Below are 17,580 nucleotides of genomic sequence, written 5' to 3'. Positions count from 1 at the left end.
TCGCTTTTAGCAACAGTTGCATAGGTGTACATTAGCTATTGGACAGACGTGCAGCAAACCGAACAGAACGGCGAAAGGACACTTCGATGAAGTCTTCAACCAAGATGACGATCACGACCTTCGGTGCGGCGGGCGCACTCGCACTTGTCGTCGGAGTCGGCGGCGTCGGGCCCAGCCCAGCCGCGGCCGCCGCGCCCGCCCCGGTGACCCACTCTTCGTCGAGCCTCACGGCGGCGAGCCAGAACGTGGCGGTCGCGCCCGGCAGTGTGCACAAGGCAGTCCTCGTCGCCTGCATCTCGGGCCTCAACTGCGGCTAGGCACCCACCCCACATCACCCCACATCCAAGCAACCGGTGGCCCATCTCGACTACGAGATGGGCCACCGGCATGTCCGCTGCAAAGTCGCGCGGTTTGCGAAAGGCACCAACGGGTACCAACGAATGAGTTCGCTGAGTGTCGGGAGGGGAGTCTGATGAGAACGGAAGCTCGGACCGCAGTTGCGCTTTTCGGCGGTGCCGCCATGCTCGTTTTGACGGTTGGCTGCGGCGGAGGCGGCAACAAGGCACCTAGCGGCACCACAACTACGACGTCCACCACGACGTCCAGCGTCGCGCCGTCAACGGCCCCGGATACCGGCGGACCGACCGGCGGTGGCGGACCGGGCGGCGGCGGTGGCACCGTGCCCGGCGGACCGACCGGCGGTGGCGGACCGGGTGGCGGAGGCGGCAGCGTTCCGGGCGGTCCCACCGGTGGTGGCGGCCCCGGCGGCGGTAGCGGCAGCATCCCCGGCGTCGGAGGTGGCGGCGGCGGACCCGGTGGTGGCGGCGGTTGCGTCGGCAACATCTGCGGTGGCACCTGACCGCGCATTGCGCCATTAACACGTGCTTGCGGTAGCCGAGGGGGTTAGGTCGACCTGTGACCCCCTCGGCTGAGCAAATCTCCGCCCCACGCGGCGGCGGAGACAACCCACGACGTCGCGCCGTTGATCTGTTCACCGCGTCGCCAGCCTGAGTTATGGTTCTCCGCAACGTGACTGCAAGGAGACCTTCAATGGCGAAGCTCAGGTTCGGATATTTCATCGCGCCGTTCCACCGCGCGGGCACCAACCCGACGCTGGCCATCCAGCGCGACCTGGAGTTCGTCCAACACCTCGACGCGCTGGGCTTTGACGAAGCGTGGATCGGCGAGCATCACTCGGCCGGCAGCGAGATCATCGCGTCGCCGGAGATCTTCATCGCTGCCGCCGCCGAGCGGACCAAGCGGATCAAACTCTGCACCGGGGTCATCTCGCTCTCGTATCACAACCCGCTGTGGGTCGCCGACCGGCTGATGATGCTGGACCACCTCACCCATGGCCGAGTGATCGGCGGGGTGGGCCCCGGCTCGCTGCCCAGCGACTCGTCGATGATCGGGCTGACCCCGACCGACACCCGGGAGCTGTTGGACACCAACCTCGACATCGTGGTCCGACTGCTGCGGGGGGAAACGGTGAGCGCCAAGACGCCCACGCATGAACTCCACGACGCCAAGCTGCAGCTCGCCCCGTACTCCGACGGTGGGGTTCCGCTGGCGGTGGCCGCGGTCGCTTCCCCGACCGGCGCCCGGTTGGCCGGCAGGCACGGCATCGGCTTGCTCTCCATCGGCGCGACGCTGACCATCGAGGGCTTCAATGCGCTGCAATATCACTGGGACATCGTCGAAGAACGCGCGGCGGTGTTCGGCACCGAGGTCGATCGCCGGAACTGGAGCCTGGTCGGGCCGTTCCATATCGCCGAGACCGACAAGCAGGCGCGCGAGGACGTGAAATTCGGTCTCGAGCCGTGGTTCCGGTACTTCCAGAAGGTGGCCGCGTTCCCGCAGATGACCATGCCGGGCGAGCAGATCGACGAGATGATCGACGTCATCAACGAGAACGGCGCGGGCGTGATCGGTACCCCGGAGCGGGCGCGCGCGCAGGTGCAGCGAATGTGGGATCAGTCCGGTGGGTTCGGCTGCATGCTTCAGATGGGCCACGAGTGGGCCAATCCGGTGGCCACCAAACGGTCCGCCGAATTGTTCGCCGCCGAGGTGATGCCGCACTTCCAGGGTCAGGCGCAGCCGACGCTCGATGCGGCCGCGCGGGCCAGCGCAGCGCGCGAAGGGCTGGCGGAGTCGCAGAACCAGGCCGTCGAGCACATGACCAAGAAGTACCAGGACGAGCTCAACTCGAAGAAGTAGTCGCGCCCAGCCCGAACCACCGCGCGAGCGCCCGGCGAAGTTCCGCGACATCGGGTGCCGCTGCCGACGATGCCCACGCCACATAACCGTCGGGGCGCACCAACAGTGCGGTGGCCGACACGTCGCCATCCGGTTGTCCGACGGCGATCGTTAACTGGTCGGCGGCGTCGGTGACCGCGGCGGCCACGCAGCCGGAGTCGGTGAGATCGATGAGCAGGGGCCGACCGGTGCGGGCCAGCTCCGCCACGCGTCTGGCCTCACCGCCGTCCGTCACGCCGAACTCCGGCACCCAGTGTCCGGTCAGCGGATGTGCATGCGGGTCTGTGTCGTAACGGTTTTCGGCCCCGGATATCAGGTTGCTCAGGCGGCGGGCGATATCGGCATCGGTGAGCAGCTCGGAAAACAGTTGCCGCAGCGCGGTGACCTCGGGCCCGGGCCGCACGAGTGCCAGCTGCGCGCGGCTGTGCATGATGACCCGTTCGGCGGCGGGGCGGCGTTCGGCTTCGTAGGTGGCAAGCAGGGCGGGCCCGACGTGCCCACGCAGGACCGCGGCAAGCTTCCAGCCGAGATTCACCGCATCCTGCAGGCCCAGGTTGAGTCCCGGCCCGCCCATCGGGGAGTGGACGTGCGCGGCGTCGCCGACCAGGATCACCCGTCCCGCTTGATACCGCGACGCGATCCTGGAATTGATCCCGGTGAACCTGCGCAGATCCAGCGGCGCGTCGGGTGACACGGGCCGCAGCGGCACATCGGCACCCAGCACCCGCTTGGCGCTGGCCTCCAGTTCGGCCAGGCTCATCGGTGGTTGGTCGTCGATGTCGGCCAAGGGCTCCTCGCGGGCCGCTCTGTCCAGCTCGAAGACAATCATCGCCGCGCGGCCCCCGAGCGCGCCGTAGGCGAACACGCCCTGATCGGCCCGATGGAACTGCAGCGGCGGCACTCGGCCGAACCCGGGAATGTCCAGTCCGCCGCTGACCGGGTCGATCCAGTCTGCGGGCGGAAGTACGTCGAATCCCATGCGAGCGACGAGGTCATACGACGACATCCCGGGGAAATCGATGCCGGCCAGCTTGCGCGTCATGCTGGTGCCGCCGTCCGCGCCGATCAGATACTTGGTGCGCAGCGCGTAGGTGTGGCCGGGCCCGGCGACGTCCACCGTGACACCGGCGGCGTCCTGGTCGAAATCGGTGAGCGCGTGGCCCCATCGAATGTCGACGTCGTGTTCCAGAGCCCGATCGGCAAGCGCCTGAACCAGCTTGGGTTGCTGAACGGGAAGCAGGAAGACCTGCGAGTCGGTCATCGACGTGAGATCCAACGGGAGGGCCGCGAACATCGGGCGAGGGTTGAGCCGCGGCGGGTCCGAGGTTCCCGCGAGGACGCCGTAGAGGCCGCGGTGGTCCAGGATTCGAACCCCTTGTCCGATAACGCCGTTGGCTCGCCGCATGGGGTTAGGGCCGGGCATCGGGTCCAGCACCACCGGACGGATCCCGTTCAATGCCAGTTCGCCGGCCAGCATCAGCCCGTTCGGGCCGCCACCGGCGATGACGACGTCAATCACTTAGGCCAGCTTAATAGTGGGGAGGCGGGTCGACAAACGTCGGCACGACTGACAGCGCCGGTTTTCATAGTGCGGCGCTAGCCGCTTCCCAGCTCAGAGCTAAGAACGCGGCGCATACCTGGAGCATGAGCACCCCTCGTCAGAAGCAGTTCATGCGGATCGTCTTCGCCGGCGTCGCGGGCATCGCGATACCGGCCTTTGTCGACGCGGCCCATGCAGAGGTCACCACCGGCACGTTCGGCCACATGCGCTTCGCCGCCGACGACAACGACGACGCGCAACTACAACAGCAATTGGCCCAGCAGCAGTTGCTGTTGTCCGAGCAGCAGGCCGAGCAACAAAACGAAGCGGCGCAGCAGCAGTTTCAGCAAGACATGCAGCAGGCGCAGCTAACCGAACAACAGGCCAACAACCCCTAGCCCGCGCCGCCAGATCAGCGCTCGGCCGCCTTCACCAGCCGATCCGCGAGAAGCTTGACCGCACCGCCCAGCGCCGCGCGCGTCGCCGGCCCGGTTCCGCGAATTCTCTCGACGAACGATCCCGACCAGCGGATGTCGGTACCGCCGGCCGCGTTGGGCGTCAGGACCACCTCGCCCAGGTAATCCTTGGCCGGAGACGGCCCGACCAACTTGTAGACCTGTCGGCGATCCTGCTCGTACTCGACGATCTCCTCGCGCGCCAGGATCGGAGGCACACCGATCTGACGAATCGCGCCTACCCCGCCCGGCGCCGGGTCACCTTGGCGCGCCCAGCTCGAGCGCAGCACCATCGGTTTGGCCCAGCTCGACCAATTGGCGCCGTCCGCCAGCAGCCCGAACACCGTTGCGGCAGGCGCACTACAGGTCCGATTGACTTCGAACGAAAACTTGCGACCCGACATAGCCGCGTACCCTACCGCCACCGCCACGGACCCGGTCCCGGGGTGCGGACCTGGGCCGACGCTCGCGCGAAGGCCGGTGAAATCCGGCACACACGGCTGCCTCACGTGCATACTCACCGTGTGCGGGTTCCGGGCGGTAGCGGGCGAACGAGGCCAGACACCGGGCGGGAATTCCAATGCGTGATGAAAAACTTTGGTGGACAGATGATTTCGAGCCGACCGTCTGACTTCGGAGGGCGTGGCGTGGGGTGCCTACTCCGTCGGCACACGCGAGTATCGCTGGTGGTGTGCGCGGCCGTCTTGTCGCTCAGCGGCTGCGACAAGGTTACCGTTACGCCCGCGTCGAAAGCGCCCACCTCTACCAGCAGCGCCGCCGTCACCACCAACGACAACCCGCTGGTCAAGGCCAACAGTCAGCGGGTGCTCGACGACGCGGTCAACGCCACGACACCCGGCTGCTCGGCCGCAGTGGGGTCCAAGGGCACCGTCGTGTGGACCGGAGTGCGCGGCATCGCCGACACGGCGACCGGCGACAAGATCACCCCCGACCCCCGACACGGTGTTCGATGTCGGCTCGGTGTCCAAGCAATTCACCGCCACGGCCGCCCTGTTGCTCGCGGACGCGGGAAAGCTCACCCTCAACGACACGCTCGCCCAGCATCTGCCGGAATTCCCTAGCTGGGCCGCCACCGTCACGATCACCCAGTTGATCCACCAAACCAGCGGTATACCCGAATACGAAGGGCTGCTGGCGAAGCAGGGGTTCGCGGTCAGTGACCGGACCACGCAGCAGCAGGCGCTGCAGGCGGTGGCGGCGGTGCCAAAGCTGAATTATCAGCCGGGCAGCCAATTCCGGTACTCCGACTCCAACTATTTGTTGCTCGGCGAGATCGTGCACCGGGTGTCGGGGCAGCCGCTGCCGCAGTTCCTCAGCACGGAAATCTTTGGCCCGCTCGGCCTGGGGATGGTGATGGATCCCGTCGGCCAGGTTCCACACAAGGCCATCTCCTATGCCGGCGGCAGCGACGGATACCGGATGACCACCTCGGCGTGGGAACAGATCGGCGACGGCGCGGTCCAAGCCTCGCCCAGCCAGCTGGTTCAGTGGGGTGACAACTACCGAACCGGTCGCGTGGGTGGGCCCAAGTTGCTGGAGGCGCAGCTGGCCGGGGCGGTGGAGATCGGGCCCGGCATCCCGGTGCACTACGGCGCAGGGATTTATATCAAGGCCGACGGCACGCTCGACCACGACGGCGCCTCGCCCGGCTTCGTCACGGCATTCCGCGTCAGCAAGGACCGGCAGACGTCCATCGCCGTCAGCTGCAACACCGACGACCAGATCCCGGAAGCCCTGACCGACTCGTTGGCGAAGCTCTGGATGTAGTGGATTGCGCGCAGACACGCCATCATTCACGGTATGGCGAAACGGCCGGCGCTCCTTCTCGCAATCGCGTTGTTGCTCGGCGCCTGCGGCAGTGGTCAGCACGCCGCGCCGAAAACCAGCCCGGCCGTACCGGTTAACGCTGATGCCGCGAAGGTGGCGAGCCAGAAAGTTCTCAACGACGCGATCGACGAAGCGGCTCCGGGGTGCTCGGCCGCGGTGGGCGTCAAGGGCAAGGTCGTCTGGACCGGGGTGCGCGGCCTGGCCGACGTGGCGGCCGAGGCCCCGCTGACTTCGGAGACCGTGTTCGATATCGCGTCGGTGTCCAAGCAGTTCACCGCCTCGGCGCTGCTGTTGCTCGTCGACGCCGGCAGGCTGACGCTCGACGACGCGCTGTCCCGGCATCTGCCCGAGCTGCCGGCCTGGGCGGGCATCGTCAACGTCGGACAACTGATGCACCAGACGAGCGGCATCCCCGACTACGTCGGACTGCTGGAGGCGCAGGGGTATCAGTTCGGCGACCGCACCACCCAGGATCAGGCGGTGCGCGCGGTCGCCGCGATGCCGAAGCTGAAGTTCGCACCCGGCTCCCAGTTCGAATACTCGAACTCCAATTATCTGCTGCTCGGCGAGATTGTCCGCCGGGTGGCGCGGGAACCGTTGCCGCAGTTCCTCGCCGAACAGATCTTCCATCCGCTCGGCCTGGCCATGGTCCTGGATCCGTCGGGGCCGATTCCCGGCAAGGCCGTCGGCTACGAAGCGGACAGCGACGATTACCACGCCACCGCGACCGGCTGGGAACAGGTCGGCGACGGCGGCATCCAGACCACGCCCACCCAACTGGTCGACTGGGCCGACAATTACCGAACCGGCCGGGTGGGCGGCACCGCATTGCTCGGCGCGCAACTGAGCGGGGCGGTGCCCACCGATGCGGGCGGTGGTGACCGCTACGGCGCGGGAATCTTCCTGCTAGCCAACGGCACACTCGATCACGACGGCGAATGGGGTGGATTCGTGACCGCGTTTCGGGTGAGCAAGGACCGGACGACGTCCGTCGCGATCAGCTGCAACACCGATGAGCAGGACCCCGAAGCCCTGGCCGGTTCGATCGCGAAACTCTGGATGTAGTTCGCTACCAAAACTTTTCGCCGCCGTCAGCCGGTCACACCGGTGACCGTACGGCCGTCCTCGAGTTCGAGATTGGTCAAAGCCATCGGCGCGGGCAAGGCGGCAACCAAACTTCCCAGGCCGGCTTCGGAGATCCGGAACAATTCACCCGGCCGGGCGTCGGGCGTCCGGATGTGTTCGACGAACCGGGCGCCCAGTCGGTTTAGCTGCCGATGCAGTGGCTGTCCGAATACCGCTAGTTCGACCCCGCTTCGGACCAACGGTTCCGAGGCGGTGCCGGTCAATCGTGCGCCGATGTCGGCAGCGATTTGGTCGTTGAAGGCGGGGACCACGATCGTCACGCCGAACGGAGTGCCGGCAGGCGTCGGCGCGACGGGCACGGTGACCGCGGCCATGTCGAGCAGATTGCAGAAATTGGTATACGTGCCCATGCGACGGCTGATCCCGACGGGATCAGCGCTTACCTCACTCAGCGAGGGATGTTCGGTGGTGGTGGGCAGCAGCAACGCGTCGAAACCGTCGAGCAGGCAAGCGGCATCGGCCCGTGCCCGTACCAACGCGTCCAGATCGGCGGCGAAGGCCGGGCCGGTGACCTCGCGCGCCGCGGTAATGATCGACGCGACAACGGGATCCGCGCTCGCCGGTGCGGTGTCGAGGAATGCGCCGACGGCCGCGTATCGTTCGGCGACGATCGCGCCGTCATAGAGCAGCAACGCGGCATCCAGCAGGACGGAGATATCGACGGGCTGGACGCCGAACCCGGCGTCGTTCGCACGACGTACCGACTGCGCGAACGCCTCGCGGTAGCCGGGGCGCAGCGCGGCGAGGTTCGCAGCTTCCGGGATCGCCAGCCGTGGGGCGTCCGGCGCCGCGAGGCGAACGTCGGCGGGCCACCGGCGGCTGCGGGGCTCGCGCGGATCGGGTCCGGCCATCACGGCGACCGCGGTTTCGGCCAGAGCGAGGTCGGCCGCCAGCACGCAGACCGCGTCGTAGCTCGCGCAGGCCGGGACGACCCCATGGGTGGGGATGATCCCGAGGGTGGGTTTGATGCCGACCAGACCGTTGAGCGCGGCGGGGACCCGAACCGATCCGGCGGTGTCGGTGCCGATGCCGATATCGGCGATGCCCAGCGCCACGGCGACGGCCGAACCCGAACTCGACCCTCCCGAGACCAAGTTCGGATGACGCGAATTACGCACGGCGCCATAGGGACTGCGGGTGCCGGCCAACCCGCAACCGAATTGGTCGAGATTCGTCTTACCGAGCACGACGGCCCCCGCGTCGCGGAGCCGTTCGATGGCGACCGCGGTGGTCGCCGGCTGGTACGCGAACTCGCGGCATCCCGCGGTGGTCGGTAGACCCGCCACGTCGATGTTGTCCTTGACCCGCGACCACCAGCCCCGCCAGGGCCAACCGCTCACCCGCGGCCAGGCGGTGTTCGACGGCCACGGCATCGTCGAGCACGTCGGCCTGTTCGCGCAGCGTGATCCAGACCTCGGGCCGGTCGGCCTCGGCGATGGCGCGATAGGCGGCGGCCACCCGCGCGGTCGGTGACAGACGCGTCGACTTCACAAGACGTGCGGGGCGATGAGAACCGCGGCCCCGGACACCGCGAAACCGATCAGGAACGCGATCACCGTAAAGCCCATTACCTGACGCACGTTGAGCTTCGCGATCGCGAGCACCGGCAACAACCAGAACGGCTGAATCATGTTGGCGACACCCTCGCCGACCGCGACCGACATCGAGATCAGCCCCAGGTAGGCCGGCGAATGCTGGCCGATGGCCAGCGCCGAGCCCACCGCGATGGGCCCCTGCACCGCCCAGTGCCCGCCGCCGGACGGGACGAACAGCGAAATAATAACGGAGCCAACGAATGTCAGGAATGGCAGCGTGTACTGATCGGCGCCGCGCACCAGGGCCTCGGCGAGCACCGTCTGCAGCGCGCGACCGGATCCCACCGGCAAATAACCCAGCAGGCCGGCGATTCCGCCGTACAGGGGATACTGCAGCAGCAATGGGCCGGACACTTTCGCCGCACCGGAAAACGCGCGAATAAAGCGAATCGGCGTGCCATGCAGCAACGCACTGGTGACGGTGAACAACATGATCATCGACGAGATGTTCAGCGCGAAGCCGCTCAGCACGAAATACGTTATGCCGGCCGCGAATACGAGGGCGTTGAGAATCCAGAGGCTCTCCAGCCGCTCGGCGAACGTCGGCGGACCCTGGGGCGGATCCGGTACCGGCTCTTCGTCGAACACCGCCGGGTCGGGTTCGAGGCTTTCATCGGGCTCCATCCGCCAGATCGTGGCGGCGACCAGCGCGACCATCGCGACCACGGCGACCCAGCTGTAGGGCTGGAAAATCGTCAGCTTCAACGGCACGATCAGTCCGGTCATCTTGTGAATCACGTTGATGGGGCTGGTCGTATCGGTGTTGGCCAACGCGATCGATGACGACAATCCCTGCGTCCAGACCAGGTAGCCCATAAACCCGGTCGCGATCAGGTAACCGAAATGCACGTTGGGGAGCCGCTTTGCGACCTGTCGCGCGACCAGTGCACCTGCCACCAGGCCCAGCCCCCAGTTCAACAGCGAGAAGAGGCTACTGACGCCGAAGCACAGCAGGGCCCCTTGCACCTGGTTCGTCGGCTTGCCGGCGAGTGCGATGATGGCCCGTTTCACGATGGGTGCCTCGGCCAGCGTGTAACCCGTGACCAAAATCAGCACCATCTGGAACGCGAAGGTGAAGATGTTCTGCGCTCCCCATACTCCGCCGTACCACGCTTTGAGGACCCCGGTAGGCGTCGCACCCCGAACGAGTAAGGCAACAAGTGCGACCACGATCAGAGTCAAAATGACCGCGAACAAATACGGGTCCGGCATCAAGCGTTCGACATACCGGACGCACAGCATCGTGAATCGCTGCATGAGGCCGCGACGCCCGACATGTTCTTCTCTTGTGGTCGTCATTGGGCCGCCTTTACCGCGCGGGGTGCACGCATCGTGCTCTCGTTGAATAGGGGAAACGCTCAGGTAACTCTAGATTGGTTGCCGCCGCGTGGCCCTAAATGAACTCGTAGACAAAGACAACGACGATTGCCACCGCCAGCAGAATCAGGCTCGCGACGATGGCGGCGCGAACACCGCGGGACTGGCGATGAAACCAGTGCTGCAGTTGGGAAAAGCGCCAATCCGTCCACGCGTAGGCGCGCGCGGCCCAAAGCGCTTCGACCGCGAGCAAGCGAAAAGCGACCAGCAGCGCGGGGATCCCGACTTCGGGGAGCAACACGATCAGCGGAATGGAGGCGACGAGCAGCACGCCGCCCAGGACGGCAAGGCTCACCCGAACCGGCATCGCCTTGGCCCGCCACCGAGTGCGATAAGCGAGCACTCGGGCCAATGCGCCCTCGCGCGTCTCGGGGTGCTGATCGGCAGAGTCCACGTTGCTCCTCAAGGCCCCCGCGGCGGTGTCGACTCGGACTCTAGCCGACGGCCGGATCCGAAGCGCAGTATCGCGGCCCACCTAGACTGCGGATATGGATGACGGTTCCCGACAAGACTCCGTGGCTCCAAAAGGCCTGCTACGAATAGAGGATTGCCTGGACGCCGCCGGCGAGATCTCGTTGCCGCCGGGAACCACATTGATTTCTCTGATCGACCGCAACATTCGAAATGTCGGCGATTCCATCGCGTACCGCTACCTGGATTACGCCCGCGCGCAAGGCCACGCCGTGGAAGTGACCTGGGCCCAATTGGGTGTCCGATTGGCAGCCGTCGCCGGACGCGTCCAGCAGTTCGCGGACGACGGCGACCGGGTGGCGATTCTGGCGCCGCAGGGCATCGACTACGTCGCGGGGTTCTACGCCGCGGTCAAGGCGGGAACCATCGCGGTGCCGTTGTTCGCGCCCGAGCTGCCGGGCCACGCCGAGCGGCTGGAGACGGCACTGCACGATTCCGAGCCGAGCGTGGTGTTGACGACCTGCGCGGCGAAAGACGCAGTCGAAGAATTCCTGGCCCAGTGCGCCCAGCTGCGCCGGCCGCACGTCGTCGTCATCGATCAGATCCCCGACTCGGCGGGGGAGTCGTTCGTCCCCGTGGAGCTGGACAGCGACCGGGTTTCCCACTTGCAGTACACGTCCGGTGCGACCCGGCCGCCGGTCGGCGTCGAGATCACCCACCGGGCCGTGGGAACCAATCTGACGCAAATGATTCTGTCGATCGATCTGCTGAACCGGAACACCCACGGGGTGAGCTGGCTGCCGCTCTATCACGACATGGGGCTGTCGATGATCGGCTTTCCCGCGGTGTACGGCGGGCATTCCACCCTGATGTCACCGACCGCGTTTGTGCGCAGGCCGCAGCGATGGATCCAGGCGCTGGCCGCGGGGTCGAGGGAAGGCAACGTGGTTACCGCCGCACCCAACTTCGCCTACGAGTGGACGGCACAGCGCGGTCTGCCTGCCGCCGGCGACGACGTCGACCTGAGCAATGTCGTGCTGATCATCGGCTCCGAGCCGGTCAGCATCGAGGCGATCGCGACGTTCAACAAGACGTTCGCGCCGTACGGGTTGCCGCACACCGCATTCAAGCCCTCGTACGGCATCGCGGAGGCGACGCTGTTGATCTCCACGATCGAGCCGAGCGCCGAGGCGAAGGTCGTCTACCTTGACCGTGCCCAGCTGGGCGCGGGTCGCGCGGTGCGGGTCGGCGCGGACGCGCCCGGCGCGGTGGCGCACGTATCGTGCGGTCGGCCCGCTCGTAGCCTGCGGGCGGTGATCGTCGACCCCGACACCGCCGATGAATTGCCCGACGGCATGGTCGGCGAAGTCTGGTTGCAGGGCGACAACGTCGGCCGAGGCTATTGGCGGCGCCCCGAAGAAACCGAGCGGACATTCCACGCACATCTGCAGTCGCGGCTGGCCGAGGGCAGCCGTGCCGAAGGGTCGGCGGCCGACAGCTCGTGGCTGCGGACCGGCGACTTGGCGGTGTATTTGGACGGCGAGCTCTACGTCGCCGGCCGCATCGCAGACCTGGTGGTCGTCGACGGCCGCAACCACTACCCGCAGGACATCGAGGCCACCGCCGCCGAGGCGTCGCCGATGGTCCGACGCGGCTACGTGACGGCCTTCTCGCTGCCGGACGACGGTGGCGTGGTGATCATTGCCGAGCGTGCGGCGGGCACCAGTCGCGACGATCCGCAACCGGCGATCGCGGCGATCAAGGCCGCGGTATCGCACCGCCATGGCCTGACCGTGTCCGACGTTCGCTTGTTGCCGGCCGGCGCCATTCCCCGCACCACCAGTGGGAAGCTGGCCCGCCTGGCCTGCCGCGCTCAATACCTCGGTGGTGCACTGGGCTCGCATTAGCAACTCGGCCGCACGACGCTCCCGGTGGCATCCTGGCCATATGGGTCTGATCATCCGGCTGGCGGAGCTCCTCATTCTGCTGCTGCCGCTGGTGGGCCTGGCTATCGGCGCGGTGCGCGCCTTCGGCGCGAACAAGCGGCGAGCCGCCGACGCGCCAGAGCCCACGGCGCCGCTGCCCGAACCCACCGCCACCAGTCAAGCCGCGCAATGGCGATCGCTGCGACGGATCCTCGACGAACACCACCGCACCGACACCCGCTGGCTGGAGTACGAACTCGACTTCGCCAAGCTGCTCGACTTCCCGCTGATGACGAATCTGCGCGATCCGCTCACCGTCGCCTTTCACAAGGCCAAGCTGCGCGCGGACCTGTTGCGACCCGTCAAGGCCGAGGATCTGCTCGACGACCGCGAATCCGCCGCGCGCTATCAAGTCGCCGTCGAGGATTACGTGACCGCGTTCAACGTCGCCGAGGCCGAGGCAATACGCAGACGCCGCAACGACTTCTCCCGCGATGAACAACAGCGCATCACGCGCGCCCAGCGCCTGTTGCGGATGGCATCGGACGCAGCCGCCGCGCCGCGGGAGCGGCAAACCGCCTACGAGTCGGCCCGCAAAGAACTCGATGGGCTGATCGTGTTGCCCGCCACTACGCAGGCCAGCATCGAGCGGGGAATCTCCGGTGAGATTGAGGGTTAGGGCCTTTCAGGAGCTGCGTGATGCCTTTGGACCCTTATCAACACCTGTCGGCGCTCGGCATCATGACCGCATCGCCATCATCGGCGACCAATACCGCGATCATCGAGGAGCCGGGCATGATCGAATACGATTTGGACAAAGAGCATTCCATCTTGGAGGTGCGACCGAAGGCCGCGCTCGACAAGCAAGATTTCGTCGCACTCGCGCAAGCGGTTGACCCCCTGATCGAGGCCCATGGCGACCTTGCCGGCCTGATTATCAACGCGGCGTCGTTCCCGGGTTGGGACAGTTTTGGGTCGATGATCACCCACCTGCGTTTCGTTCGGGACCACCACCGGCACGTCAAGAAAATCGGGGTGGTGACCGACTCGCAACTGGGGGATGTCGCCGAGCGTCTGGCCCCGCATTTCGTGTCGGCCGAGATCCGGCATTTTCCCGCTGGACAACTGGAGGAAGCGCGGCAGTGGATGCTCGACGGCTCCTGATGCGTTGAGCCGTGGGCGTGTCACGATGATGAGATGACCGCACACGGGCAACCTGATGAGTCGCTCGCCGGTTATCCGGTCATACCGCCACCGCTGCCAGGCCCGGTCACCTTCGACCAACAGTGGAGCGACCTGACGTTCGTGCATTGGCCGGTCCAGCCCGACACCGTCGCACACCTGTATCCACCGGGGACGCGTCCCGACGTTTTCGCCGACGGGCTGACCTACGTGGCGTTGGTCCCGTTCATGATGACGAGCACGAAAGTCGTTACCGCACTGCGGCTTCCGTACTTTGGCAGCTTCGCCGAGACCAACGTCCGGCTGTACTCGATCGACGACGCCGCTCGACACGGCGTCCTGTTCCGGTCACTGGAAACCGCTCGCCTGGCCGTCGTCCCCGTCACCCGGATCGGCCTCGGCATCCCCTACACCTGGGCCAAGATGCGGATAACCCGCGACAGCAACCACATCACCTATGACAGCGTGCGGCGGTGGCCGCGCCGCGGCCTGCGCACCCGGCTGACCGTCGCCGTCGGCGACGAGGTGGAGCCGACGCCGTTGGAGGTCTGGCTCACCGCTCGCTGGGGCGCGCACACGCGCTGGGCCGGCCGGACGTGGTGGGTGCCCAACGCGCACGGACCGTGGCCGCTGCGCGCGGCCCACATCCTCGAGCTGACTGACGAACTGATCGACGCCAGTGCGGTGCCGCGAGCCGGCGATCGAATGCGCGGCCTGTATTCACCGGGTGTACGAACCCGCTTCGGCCGCCCGTGCCTGGTTCAGTGAGTTCTCACGGGATGGTGTAGCCGCCGTCGATCACGACGTCCGAACCGGTCATGTAGCTGGACGCGTCGCTGGCCAGGTAGACGTAGAGGCCGACGAGTTCCTCCGGCCGGCCGATGCGGCCGAGCGGAATCTTGGGCTCCCACAGCCGGTGATATTCGGCCATCGGTTCGACGAGCTCGGTGAGGATGTAGCCCGGGCTGACGCTGTTCACCCGGATGTTGTGCGGCGCGAGCTCGACGGCCATCGCCTTGGTCAGGTGGATGACCGCGGCCTTGGAGGTGCAGTAGTGGCCCGCCTGTTGCGGAACGTTGATGATGTGGCCGGACATCGAGGCGGTGGTGATGATGGCGCCGCCGCGGCCCTGTTTGACCATCGCGCGGGCCGCCGCCTGCGCGGTGAGGAAGACGCCGTTCACGTTCGTGTCCTGGATGGCCTGGAATTCCTCCGGCGACATGTCCAGCATCGCTTTCAGATTGATGATCCCGGCATTGCAGACGGCAATGTCGATGCCGCCCATCTCCGTGATCACCTGGTCGACCATGCGGTTCACCTGATCGGGTTGGGTCACGTCACAGGTGATCGGCACGACCTTGTCACCGGCCGCAGCGAGCTCGGCGGCGACCTCCGCCAAGACCTCGGTATGGCGTGCCGCAATGGCCACTTGTGCACCGGCTTGCAGATAGGCCTCGGCCACCTTTTTGCCGATACCGGTGGACGCTCCGGTCACCAGAGCCGTCCTGCCGCGCAAGTCAAACAACTCCAACACGCTCATGCGATATCCCTATCCGGACGGGCCCCGTAAAACCAGAACACGTTCTAGTGTGTCCGCTATGGGCAACTTCAGCAGAGCCGAAATCGAGCAAGCCGTCGAGCACTACACAACCGTGGCCGAAGAGTGCAGCGCCTCCGGCGACTGGGCACCTTTTGCGGATTTGTTCACTGAGGACGTTGTCTACATCGAACACCACTACGGCGTCTTTCACGGCCGCGAGGCGGTCCGGGAATGGATCGTCGCCGTCATGGCGCCGTTCCCGCACATGCGCTTTCCCAGCGACTGGATTGCCTACGATGAGGAGAATGACGCCGTCGTCATCATGATCAAGAACCTGCTCGACCACCCGACCGACCCGAACGGGGAACCGTTCTGGTTCCCGAACTGGACTCGACTGGTCTACGCCGGCAACGGCCTGTTCTCCAGCGAGGAAGACATCTACAACCCCAACCGCGACGCGCCGGGGGCCGTCGCGGCGTGGATGGAAGCGGGCGGGCAGTTCGCGTCCACCGAGTTCCTGCAACCCAACGCGCACTAAGCCTTCGGAGAAACCGCGGCGAGGTCCGGCTGTCGCTTGCGGCGCCGTGACCGGACCGCCGACAGTGCCTGATCCCAGGCGATCATCGTCGTCGCCTTGAGGTTGGCCGGCTTGGCGCTGTCCTTCGAGAGCAGTGCGGTGGCAGCGGCTTTCGTGGTTGCCGACGCCTTCGACATGTGACCGGAGTCGAACGGTGGCTGCGGGTCGTATTCGATCGCGAGCTGGATCGCCTTGGCGCGGCCCTCGCCCCCGATCTCAGCGGCCAGCCGGAACGCGAGGTCCAGTCCCGCGGACACGCCGGCACTGGTGATGACGTTGTCCTGGCGCACGACCCGCTCGTCGCTGACCGGGATCGCGCCGAATCCCTTCAGCATCGGGATCGCCAGCCAATGTGACGTCGCCCGGCGGCTCTCGAGCAGGCCGGCCGCGGCCAGGATCACCGAGCCCGAGCACACCGACGCCGTCCAGCTCGCGTTTCGATGCGCCGAACGCAGCCAGTCCAGCAGCACCTCGTCGCGGGCATGCACCGGAGTCGACGGTCCGCCGGGCACGAGAATGACGTCGGGCGAGGGGGTTTCGGCCAGTGAATGCGTGGCGCCGATGACCAGTACGCCGGAGTCCGCGGTGATCGGCCCGGACTCGTGCCAGACGAACCGCACCTCGGCGCCGGGCAGATTGCGCAGCACTTCGTACGGTCCGATCATGTCCAGCGCGGTGAATCCGGGGTAAGCCACGAAGGCGATCTGGGTCATCGGTGCGGTCCTCTCTGATCAGCAATCAACTTAGGCAAACGTCTTGCGGTACTGGTCCGGAGAAACACCGATACGACGAATGAAGTTGCGCCGCATGGTTTCTGCGGTGCCGAAGCCGCATCGGGCCGCGATCGCGACAACGGTGTCGTCGGTTTCTTCCAACTGCCGGCGGGCGGCTTCAGTGCGGACCCGTTCGACGTAGTGACCGGGCGCCTCGCCGACCTCATCGGTGAACACCCGAGTGAAATGCCGCGGACTCATCGTTGCCCGGCGAGCCAGATCACCGATGCTGTGCGCGGCTCCCGGCTGCGCCTCGATGGCCTCCTGCACCTCGCGGATGCAGACGCGTTTGGCGCGCGGCACCCATACCGGCGCCGCGAATTGCGTCTGCCCGCCGGGGCGGCGCAGATACAGCACCATCCAGCGGGCGACGGTCTGCGCGGTCTCGGTTCCGTGGTCGTCCTCGACCAGGGACAGCGCGAGATCGATGCCCGCGGCGACACCCGCGGCCGTCCACACCACCTCGGAGCTCCGCACGAAGATCGGATCGGGATCGACCTCGACGTCGGGGAACTCTCCGGCCAGCCGCTCGGCGAAGGCCCAGTGGGTGGTGGCGCGGCAGCCGTCCAGCAGCCCGGCCTCGGCGGCGAGAAAGGCGCCCGTGCAGACGGTGACGACGCGGCGCGCGCTGCCCGCGGCGGCTTTGATCCAGGTCACCAGGTCCGCGTCGTGCCGAGCGGCGTCGACGCCGCCACCGCCGGGCAGCACGACCGTGTCGATCTGGTCGTCCGGATCGGGCAGCGGGGCGCCGACGAACGCGAGGCCGGTCGGGGTGGTGATCGGCCGGCCCGGCACCGAGGCCAAGACGACGTCGTATCCGCCGTCGGTCAGCAGCGCTGCGCCGGTGAACACGTCGTAGGGCCCGACGACATCGAGTGCCTGCACACCCGGAAAGCCGACGATAACGACCTTGCGAACCATGGATTCAGTGTTGGCCCAACCAGGGTATGTCGTC

The 17,580-nt window shown here is 66.7% G+C and carries 17 protein-coding genes and 2 pseudogenes; 11 read left to right on the top strand and 8 right to left on the bottom strand.

Features of this window, described 5'->3' with window-relative positions; translation table 11 throughout:
* Positions 1 to 86 precede the first annotated feature (86 nt).
* The 3 genes from SKC41_RS17985 (at position 87) to SKC41_RS17975 (ending at position 2,217) form a co-directional block, all read left to right on the top strand.
* On the top strand, positions 87 to 317 hold the full coding sequence (locus SKC41_RS17985) for a hypothetical protein (RefSeq protein ID WP_330979054.1): 231 nt from the start codon (positions 87 to 89) through the stop codon (positions 315 to 317).
* A 155-nt stretch (positions 318 to 472) separates the two neighbouring features.
* The gene (locus SKC41_RS17980; protein ID WP_330979053.1) at positions 473 to 859 is read left to right on the top strand and encodes a hypothetical protein; all 387 of its coding nucleotides are present in this window, start codon (positions 473 to 475) and stop codon (positions 857 to 859) included.
* 191 nt (positions 860 to 1,050) lie between these two features.
* Positions 1,051 to 2,217: an LLM class flavin-dependent oxidoreductase gene (locus SKC41_RS17975; RefSeq protein ID WP_330979052.1), complete on the top strand. Its 1,167-nt coding sequence runs from the start codon at positions 1,051 to 1,053 to the stop codon at positions 2,215 to 2,217.
* On the opposite strand, the gene SKC41_RS17970 is transcribed toward SKC41_RS17975, so the two are convergent.
* The gene (locus tag SKC41_RS17970; protein ID WP_330979051.1) at positions 2,201 to 3,775 is read right to left on the bottom strand and encodes an FAD-dependent monooxygenase; all 1,575 of its coding nucleotides are present in this window, start codon (positions 3,773 to 3,775) and stop codon (positions 2,201 to 2,203) included. The genes SKC41_RS17975 and SKC41_RS17970 overlap by 17 nt on opposite strands.
* Positions 3,776 to 3,900: 125 nt before the next feature.
* On the opposite strand from SKC41_RS17970, the gene SKC41_RS17965 reads away from it, so the two are divergent.
* Positions 3,901 to 4,194 (top strand): hypothetical protein, encoded by a 294-nt coding sequence (locus tag SKC41_RS17965; protein ID WP_330979050.1) that lies wholly within the window; start codon positions 3,901 to 3,903, stop codon positions 4,192 to 4,194.
* A gap of 14 nt (positions 4,195 to 4,208) precedes the next feature.
* Here SKC41_RS17965 and SKC41_RS17960 read toward each other — a convergent pair whose 3' ends face one another.
* Positions 4,209 to 4,655 carry an SRPBCC family protein gene (locus SKC41_RS17960; RefSeq protein ID WP_330979049.1) on the bottom strand — a complete coding sequence of 149 codons (447 nt, stop codon included), beginning with the start codon at positions 4,653 to 4,655 and terminating at the stop codon, positions 4,209 to 4,211.
* Between the two features lie 243 nt (positions 4,656 to 4,898).
* Here SKC41_RS17960 and SKC41_RS17955 point away from each other — a divergent pair.
* Positions 4,899 to 6,039: pseudogene (locus tag SKC41_RS17955) on the top strand (serine hydrolase domain-containing protein).
* A 33-nt stretch (positions 6,040 to 6,072) separates the two neighbouring features.
* A complete protein-coding gene (locus tag SKC41_RS17950) occupies positions 6,073 to 7,164 on the top strand; it encodes a serine hydrolase domain-containing protein (RefSeq protein WP_330979048.1) in 1,092 nt (363 codons plus the stop codon).
* 26 nt (positions 7,165 to 7,190) lie between these two features.
* On the opposite strand, the pseudogene SKC41_RS17945 reads toward SKC41_RS17950, so the two are convergent.
* From SKC41_RS17945 to SKC41_RS17935, 3 genes and pseudogenes are all read right to left on the bottom strand, one after another.
* Positions 7,191 to 8,736, bottom strand: a pseudogene (locus tag SKC41_RS17945) (allophanate hydrolase).
* The gene (locus tag SKC41_RS17940; RefSeq protein ID WP_330979047.1) at positions 8,733 to 10,139 is read right to left on the bottom strand and encodes a TIGR00366 family protein; all 1,407 of its coding nucleotides are present in this window, start codon (positions 10,137 to 10,139) and stop codon (positions 8,733 to 8,735) included. The pseudogene SKC41_RS17945 and the gene SKC41_RS17940 overlap by 4 nt, the downstream one beginning before the upstream one ends.
* Positions 10,140 to 10,233: 94 nt before the next feature.
* On the bottom strand, positions 10,234 to 10,611 hold the full coding sequence (locus SKC41_RS17935) for a hypothetical protein (RefSeq protein WP_330979046.1): 378 nt from the start codon (positions 10,609 to 10,611) through the stop codon (positions 10,234 to 10,236).
* A gap of 94 nt (positions 10,612 to 10,705) precedes the next feature.
* Between SKC41_RS17935 and SKC41_RS17930 the strand changes: the two genes are divergently transcribed.
* From SKC41_RS17930 to SKC41_RS17915, 4 genes are read left to right on the top strand one after another with little or no spacing between them, the layout of a single operon-like run.
* The gene (locus tag SKC41_RS17930) at positions 10,706 to 12,535 is read left to right on the top strand and encodes a fatty acyl-AMP ligase (protein WP_330979045.1); all 1,830 of its coding nucleotides are present in this window, start codon (positions 10,706 to 10,708) and stop codon (positions 12,533 to 12,535) included.
* 40 nt (positions 12,536 to 12,575) lie between these two features.
* Positions 12,576 to 13,232 carry a hypothetical protein gene (locus tag SKC41_RS17925; protein WP_330979044.1) on the top strand — a complete coding sequence of 219 codons (657 nt, stop codon included), beginning with the start codon at positions 12,576 to 12,578 and terminating at the stop codon, positions 13,230 to 13,232.
* A 20-nt stretch (positions 13,233 to 13,252) separates the two neighbouring features.
* Positions 13,253 to 13,717, top strand: a complete 465-nt coding sequence (locus SKC41_RS17920; protein ID WP_330979043.1) for an STAS/SEC14 domain-containing protein — start codon at positions 13,253 to 13,255, stop codon at positions 13,715 to 13,717.
* 33 nt (positions 13,718 to 13,750) lie between these two features.
* Positions 13,751 to 14,503, top strand: a complete 753-nt coding sequence (locus SKC41_RS17915; protein ID WP_330979042.1) for a YqjF family protein — start codon at positions 13,751 to 13,753, stop codon at positions 14,501 to 14,503.
* Between the two features lie 4 nt (positions 14,504 to 14,507).
* On the opposite strand, the gene SKC41_RS17910 is transcribed toward SKC41_RS17915, so the two are convergent.
* A complete protein-coding gene (locus SKC41_RS17910) occupies positions 14,508 to 15,275 on the bottom strand; it encodes an SDR family oxidoreductase (RefSeq protein ID WP_330979041.1) in 768 nt (255 codons plus the stop codon).
* A gap of 58 nt (positions 15,276 to 15,333) precedes the next feature.
* On the opposite strand from SKC41_RS17910, the gene SKC41_RS17905 reads away from it, so the two are divergent.
* A complete protein-coding gene (locus tag SKC41_RS17905; protein WP_330979040.1) occupies positions 15,334 to 15,813 on the top strand; it encodes a nuclear transport factor 2 family protein in 480 nt (159 codons plus the stop codon).
* Here the strand turns inward: SKC41_RS17905 and SKC41_RS17900 are convergent.
* Both SKC41_RS17900 and SKC41_RS17895 read right to left on the bottom strand, forming a co-directional pair.
* Positions 15,810 to 16,565 carry a DJ-1/PfpI family protein gene (locus SKC41_RS17900; protein WP_330979039.1) on the bottom strand — a complete coding sequence of 252 codons (756 nt, stop codon included), beginning with the start codon at positions 16,563 to 16,565 and terminating at the stop codon, positions 15,810 to 15,812. The two genes, SKC41_RS17905 and SKC41_RS17900, sit on opposite strands and share 4 nt — an antisense overlap.
* Before the next feature lie 30 nt (positions 16,566 to 16,595).
* Positions 16,596 to 17,546, bottom strand: coding sequence for a GlxA family transcriptional regulator (locus SKC41_RS17895; RefSeq protein WP_330979038.1), 951 nt, complete (start codon positions 17,544 to 17,546; stop codon positions 16,596 to 16,598).
* Between the last annotated feature and the right edge of the window lie 34 nt (positions 17,547 to 17,580).

Source organism: Mycobacterium sp. 050128 (genome assembly GCF_036409155.1).
In the GTDB taxonomy this organism is placed as follows: Bacteria; Actinomycetota; Actinomycetes; order Mycobacteriales; family Mycobacteriaceae; genus Mycobacterium.
This window is presented reverse-complemented; position numbering and strand designations above follow the sequence as displayed.

Coding starts and splice junctions, on each gene's coding strand:
- SKC41_RS17960 (WP_330979049.1), bottom strand. CDS start 4,655: ATGTCGGGTCGCAAGTTTTCGTTCGAAGTCAATCGGACCTGTAGTGCG.
- SKC41_RS17965 (WP_330979050.1), top strand. CDS start 3,901: ATGAGCACCCCTCGTCAGAAGCAGTTCATGCGGATCGTCTTCGCCGGC.
- SKC41_RS17905 (WP_330979040.1), top strand. CDS start 15,334: ATGGGCAACTTCAGCAGAGCCGAAATCGAGCAAGCCGTCGAGCACTAC.
- SKC41_RS17920 (WP_330979043.1), top strand. CDS start 13,253: ATGCCTTTGGACCCTTATCAACACCTGTCGGCGCTCGGCATCATGACC.
- SKC41_RS17985 (WP_330979054.1), top strand. CDS start 87: ATGAAGTCTTCAACCAAGATGACGATCACGACCTTCGGTGCGGCGGGC.
- SKC41_RS17940 (WP_330979047.1), bottom strand. CDS start 10,139: ATGACGACCACAAGAGAAGAACATGTCGGGCGTCGCGGCCTCATGCAG.
- SKC41_RS17915 (WP_330979042.1), top strand. CDS start 13,751: ATGACCGCACACGGGCAACCTGATGAGTCGCTCGCCGGTTATCCGGTC.
- SKC41_RS17975 (WP_330979052.1), top strand. CDS start 1,051: ATGGCGAAGCTCAGGTTCGGATATTTCATCGCGCCGTTCCACCGCGCG.
- SKC41_RS17950 (WP_330979048.1), top strand. CDS start 6,073: ATGGCGAAACGGCCGGCGCTCCTTCTCGCAATCGCGTTGTTGCTCGGC.
- SKC41_RS17980 (WP_330979053.1), top strand. CDS start 473: ATGAGAACGGAAGCTCGGACCGCAGTTGCGCTTTTCGGCGGTGCCGCC.
- SKC41_RS17900 (WP_330979039.1), bottom strand. CDS start 16,565: ATGACCCAGATCGCCTTCGTGGCTTACCCCGGATTCACCGCGCTGGAC.
- SKC41_RS17910 (WP_330979041.1), bottom strand. CDS start 15,275: ATGAGCGTGTTGGAGTTGTTTGACTTGCGCGGCAGGACGGCTCTGGTG.
- SKC41_RS17925 (WP_330979044.1), top strand. CDS start 12,576: ATGGGTCTGATCATCCGGCTGGCGGAGCTCCTCATTCTGCTGCTGCCG.
- SKC41_RS17930 (WP_330979045.1), top strand. CDS start 10,706: ATGGATGACGGTTCCCGACAAGACTCCGTGGCTCCAAAAGGCCTGCTA.
- SKC41_RS17895 (WP_330979038.1), bottom strand. CDS start 17,546: ATGGTTCGCAAGGTCGTTATCGTCGGCTTTCCGGGTGTGCAGGCACTC.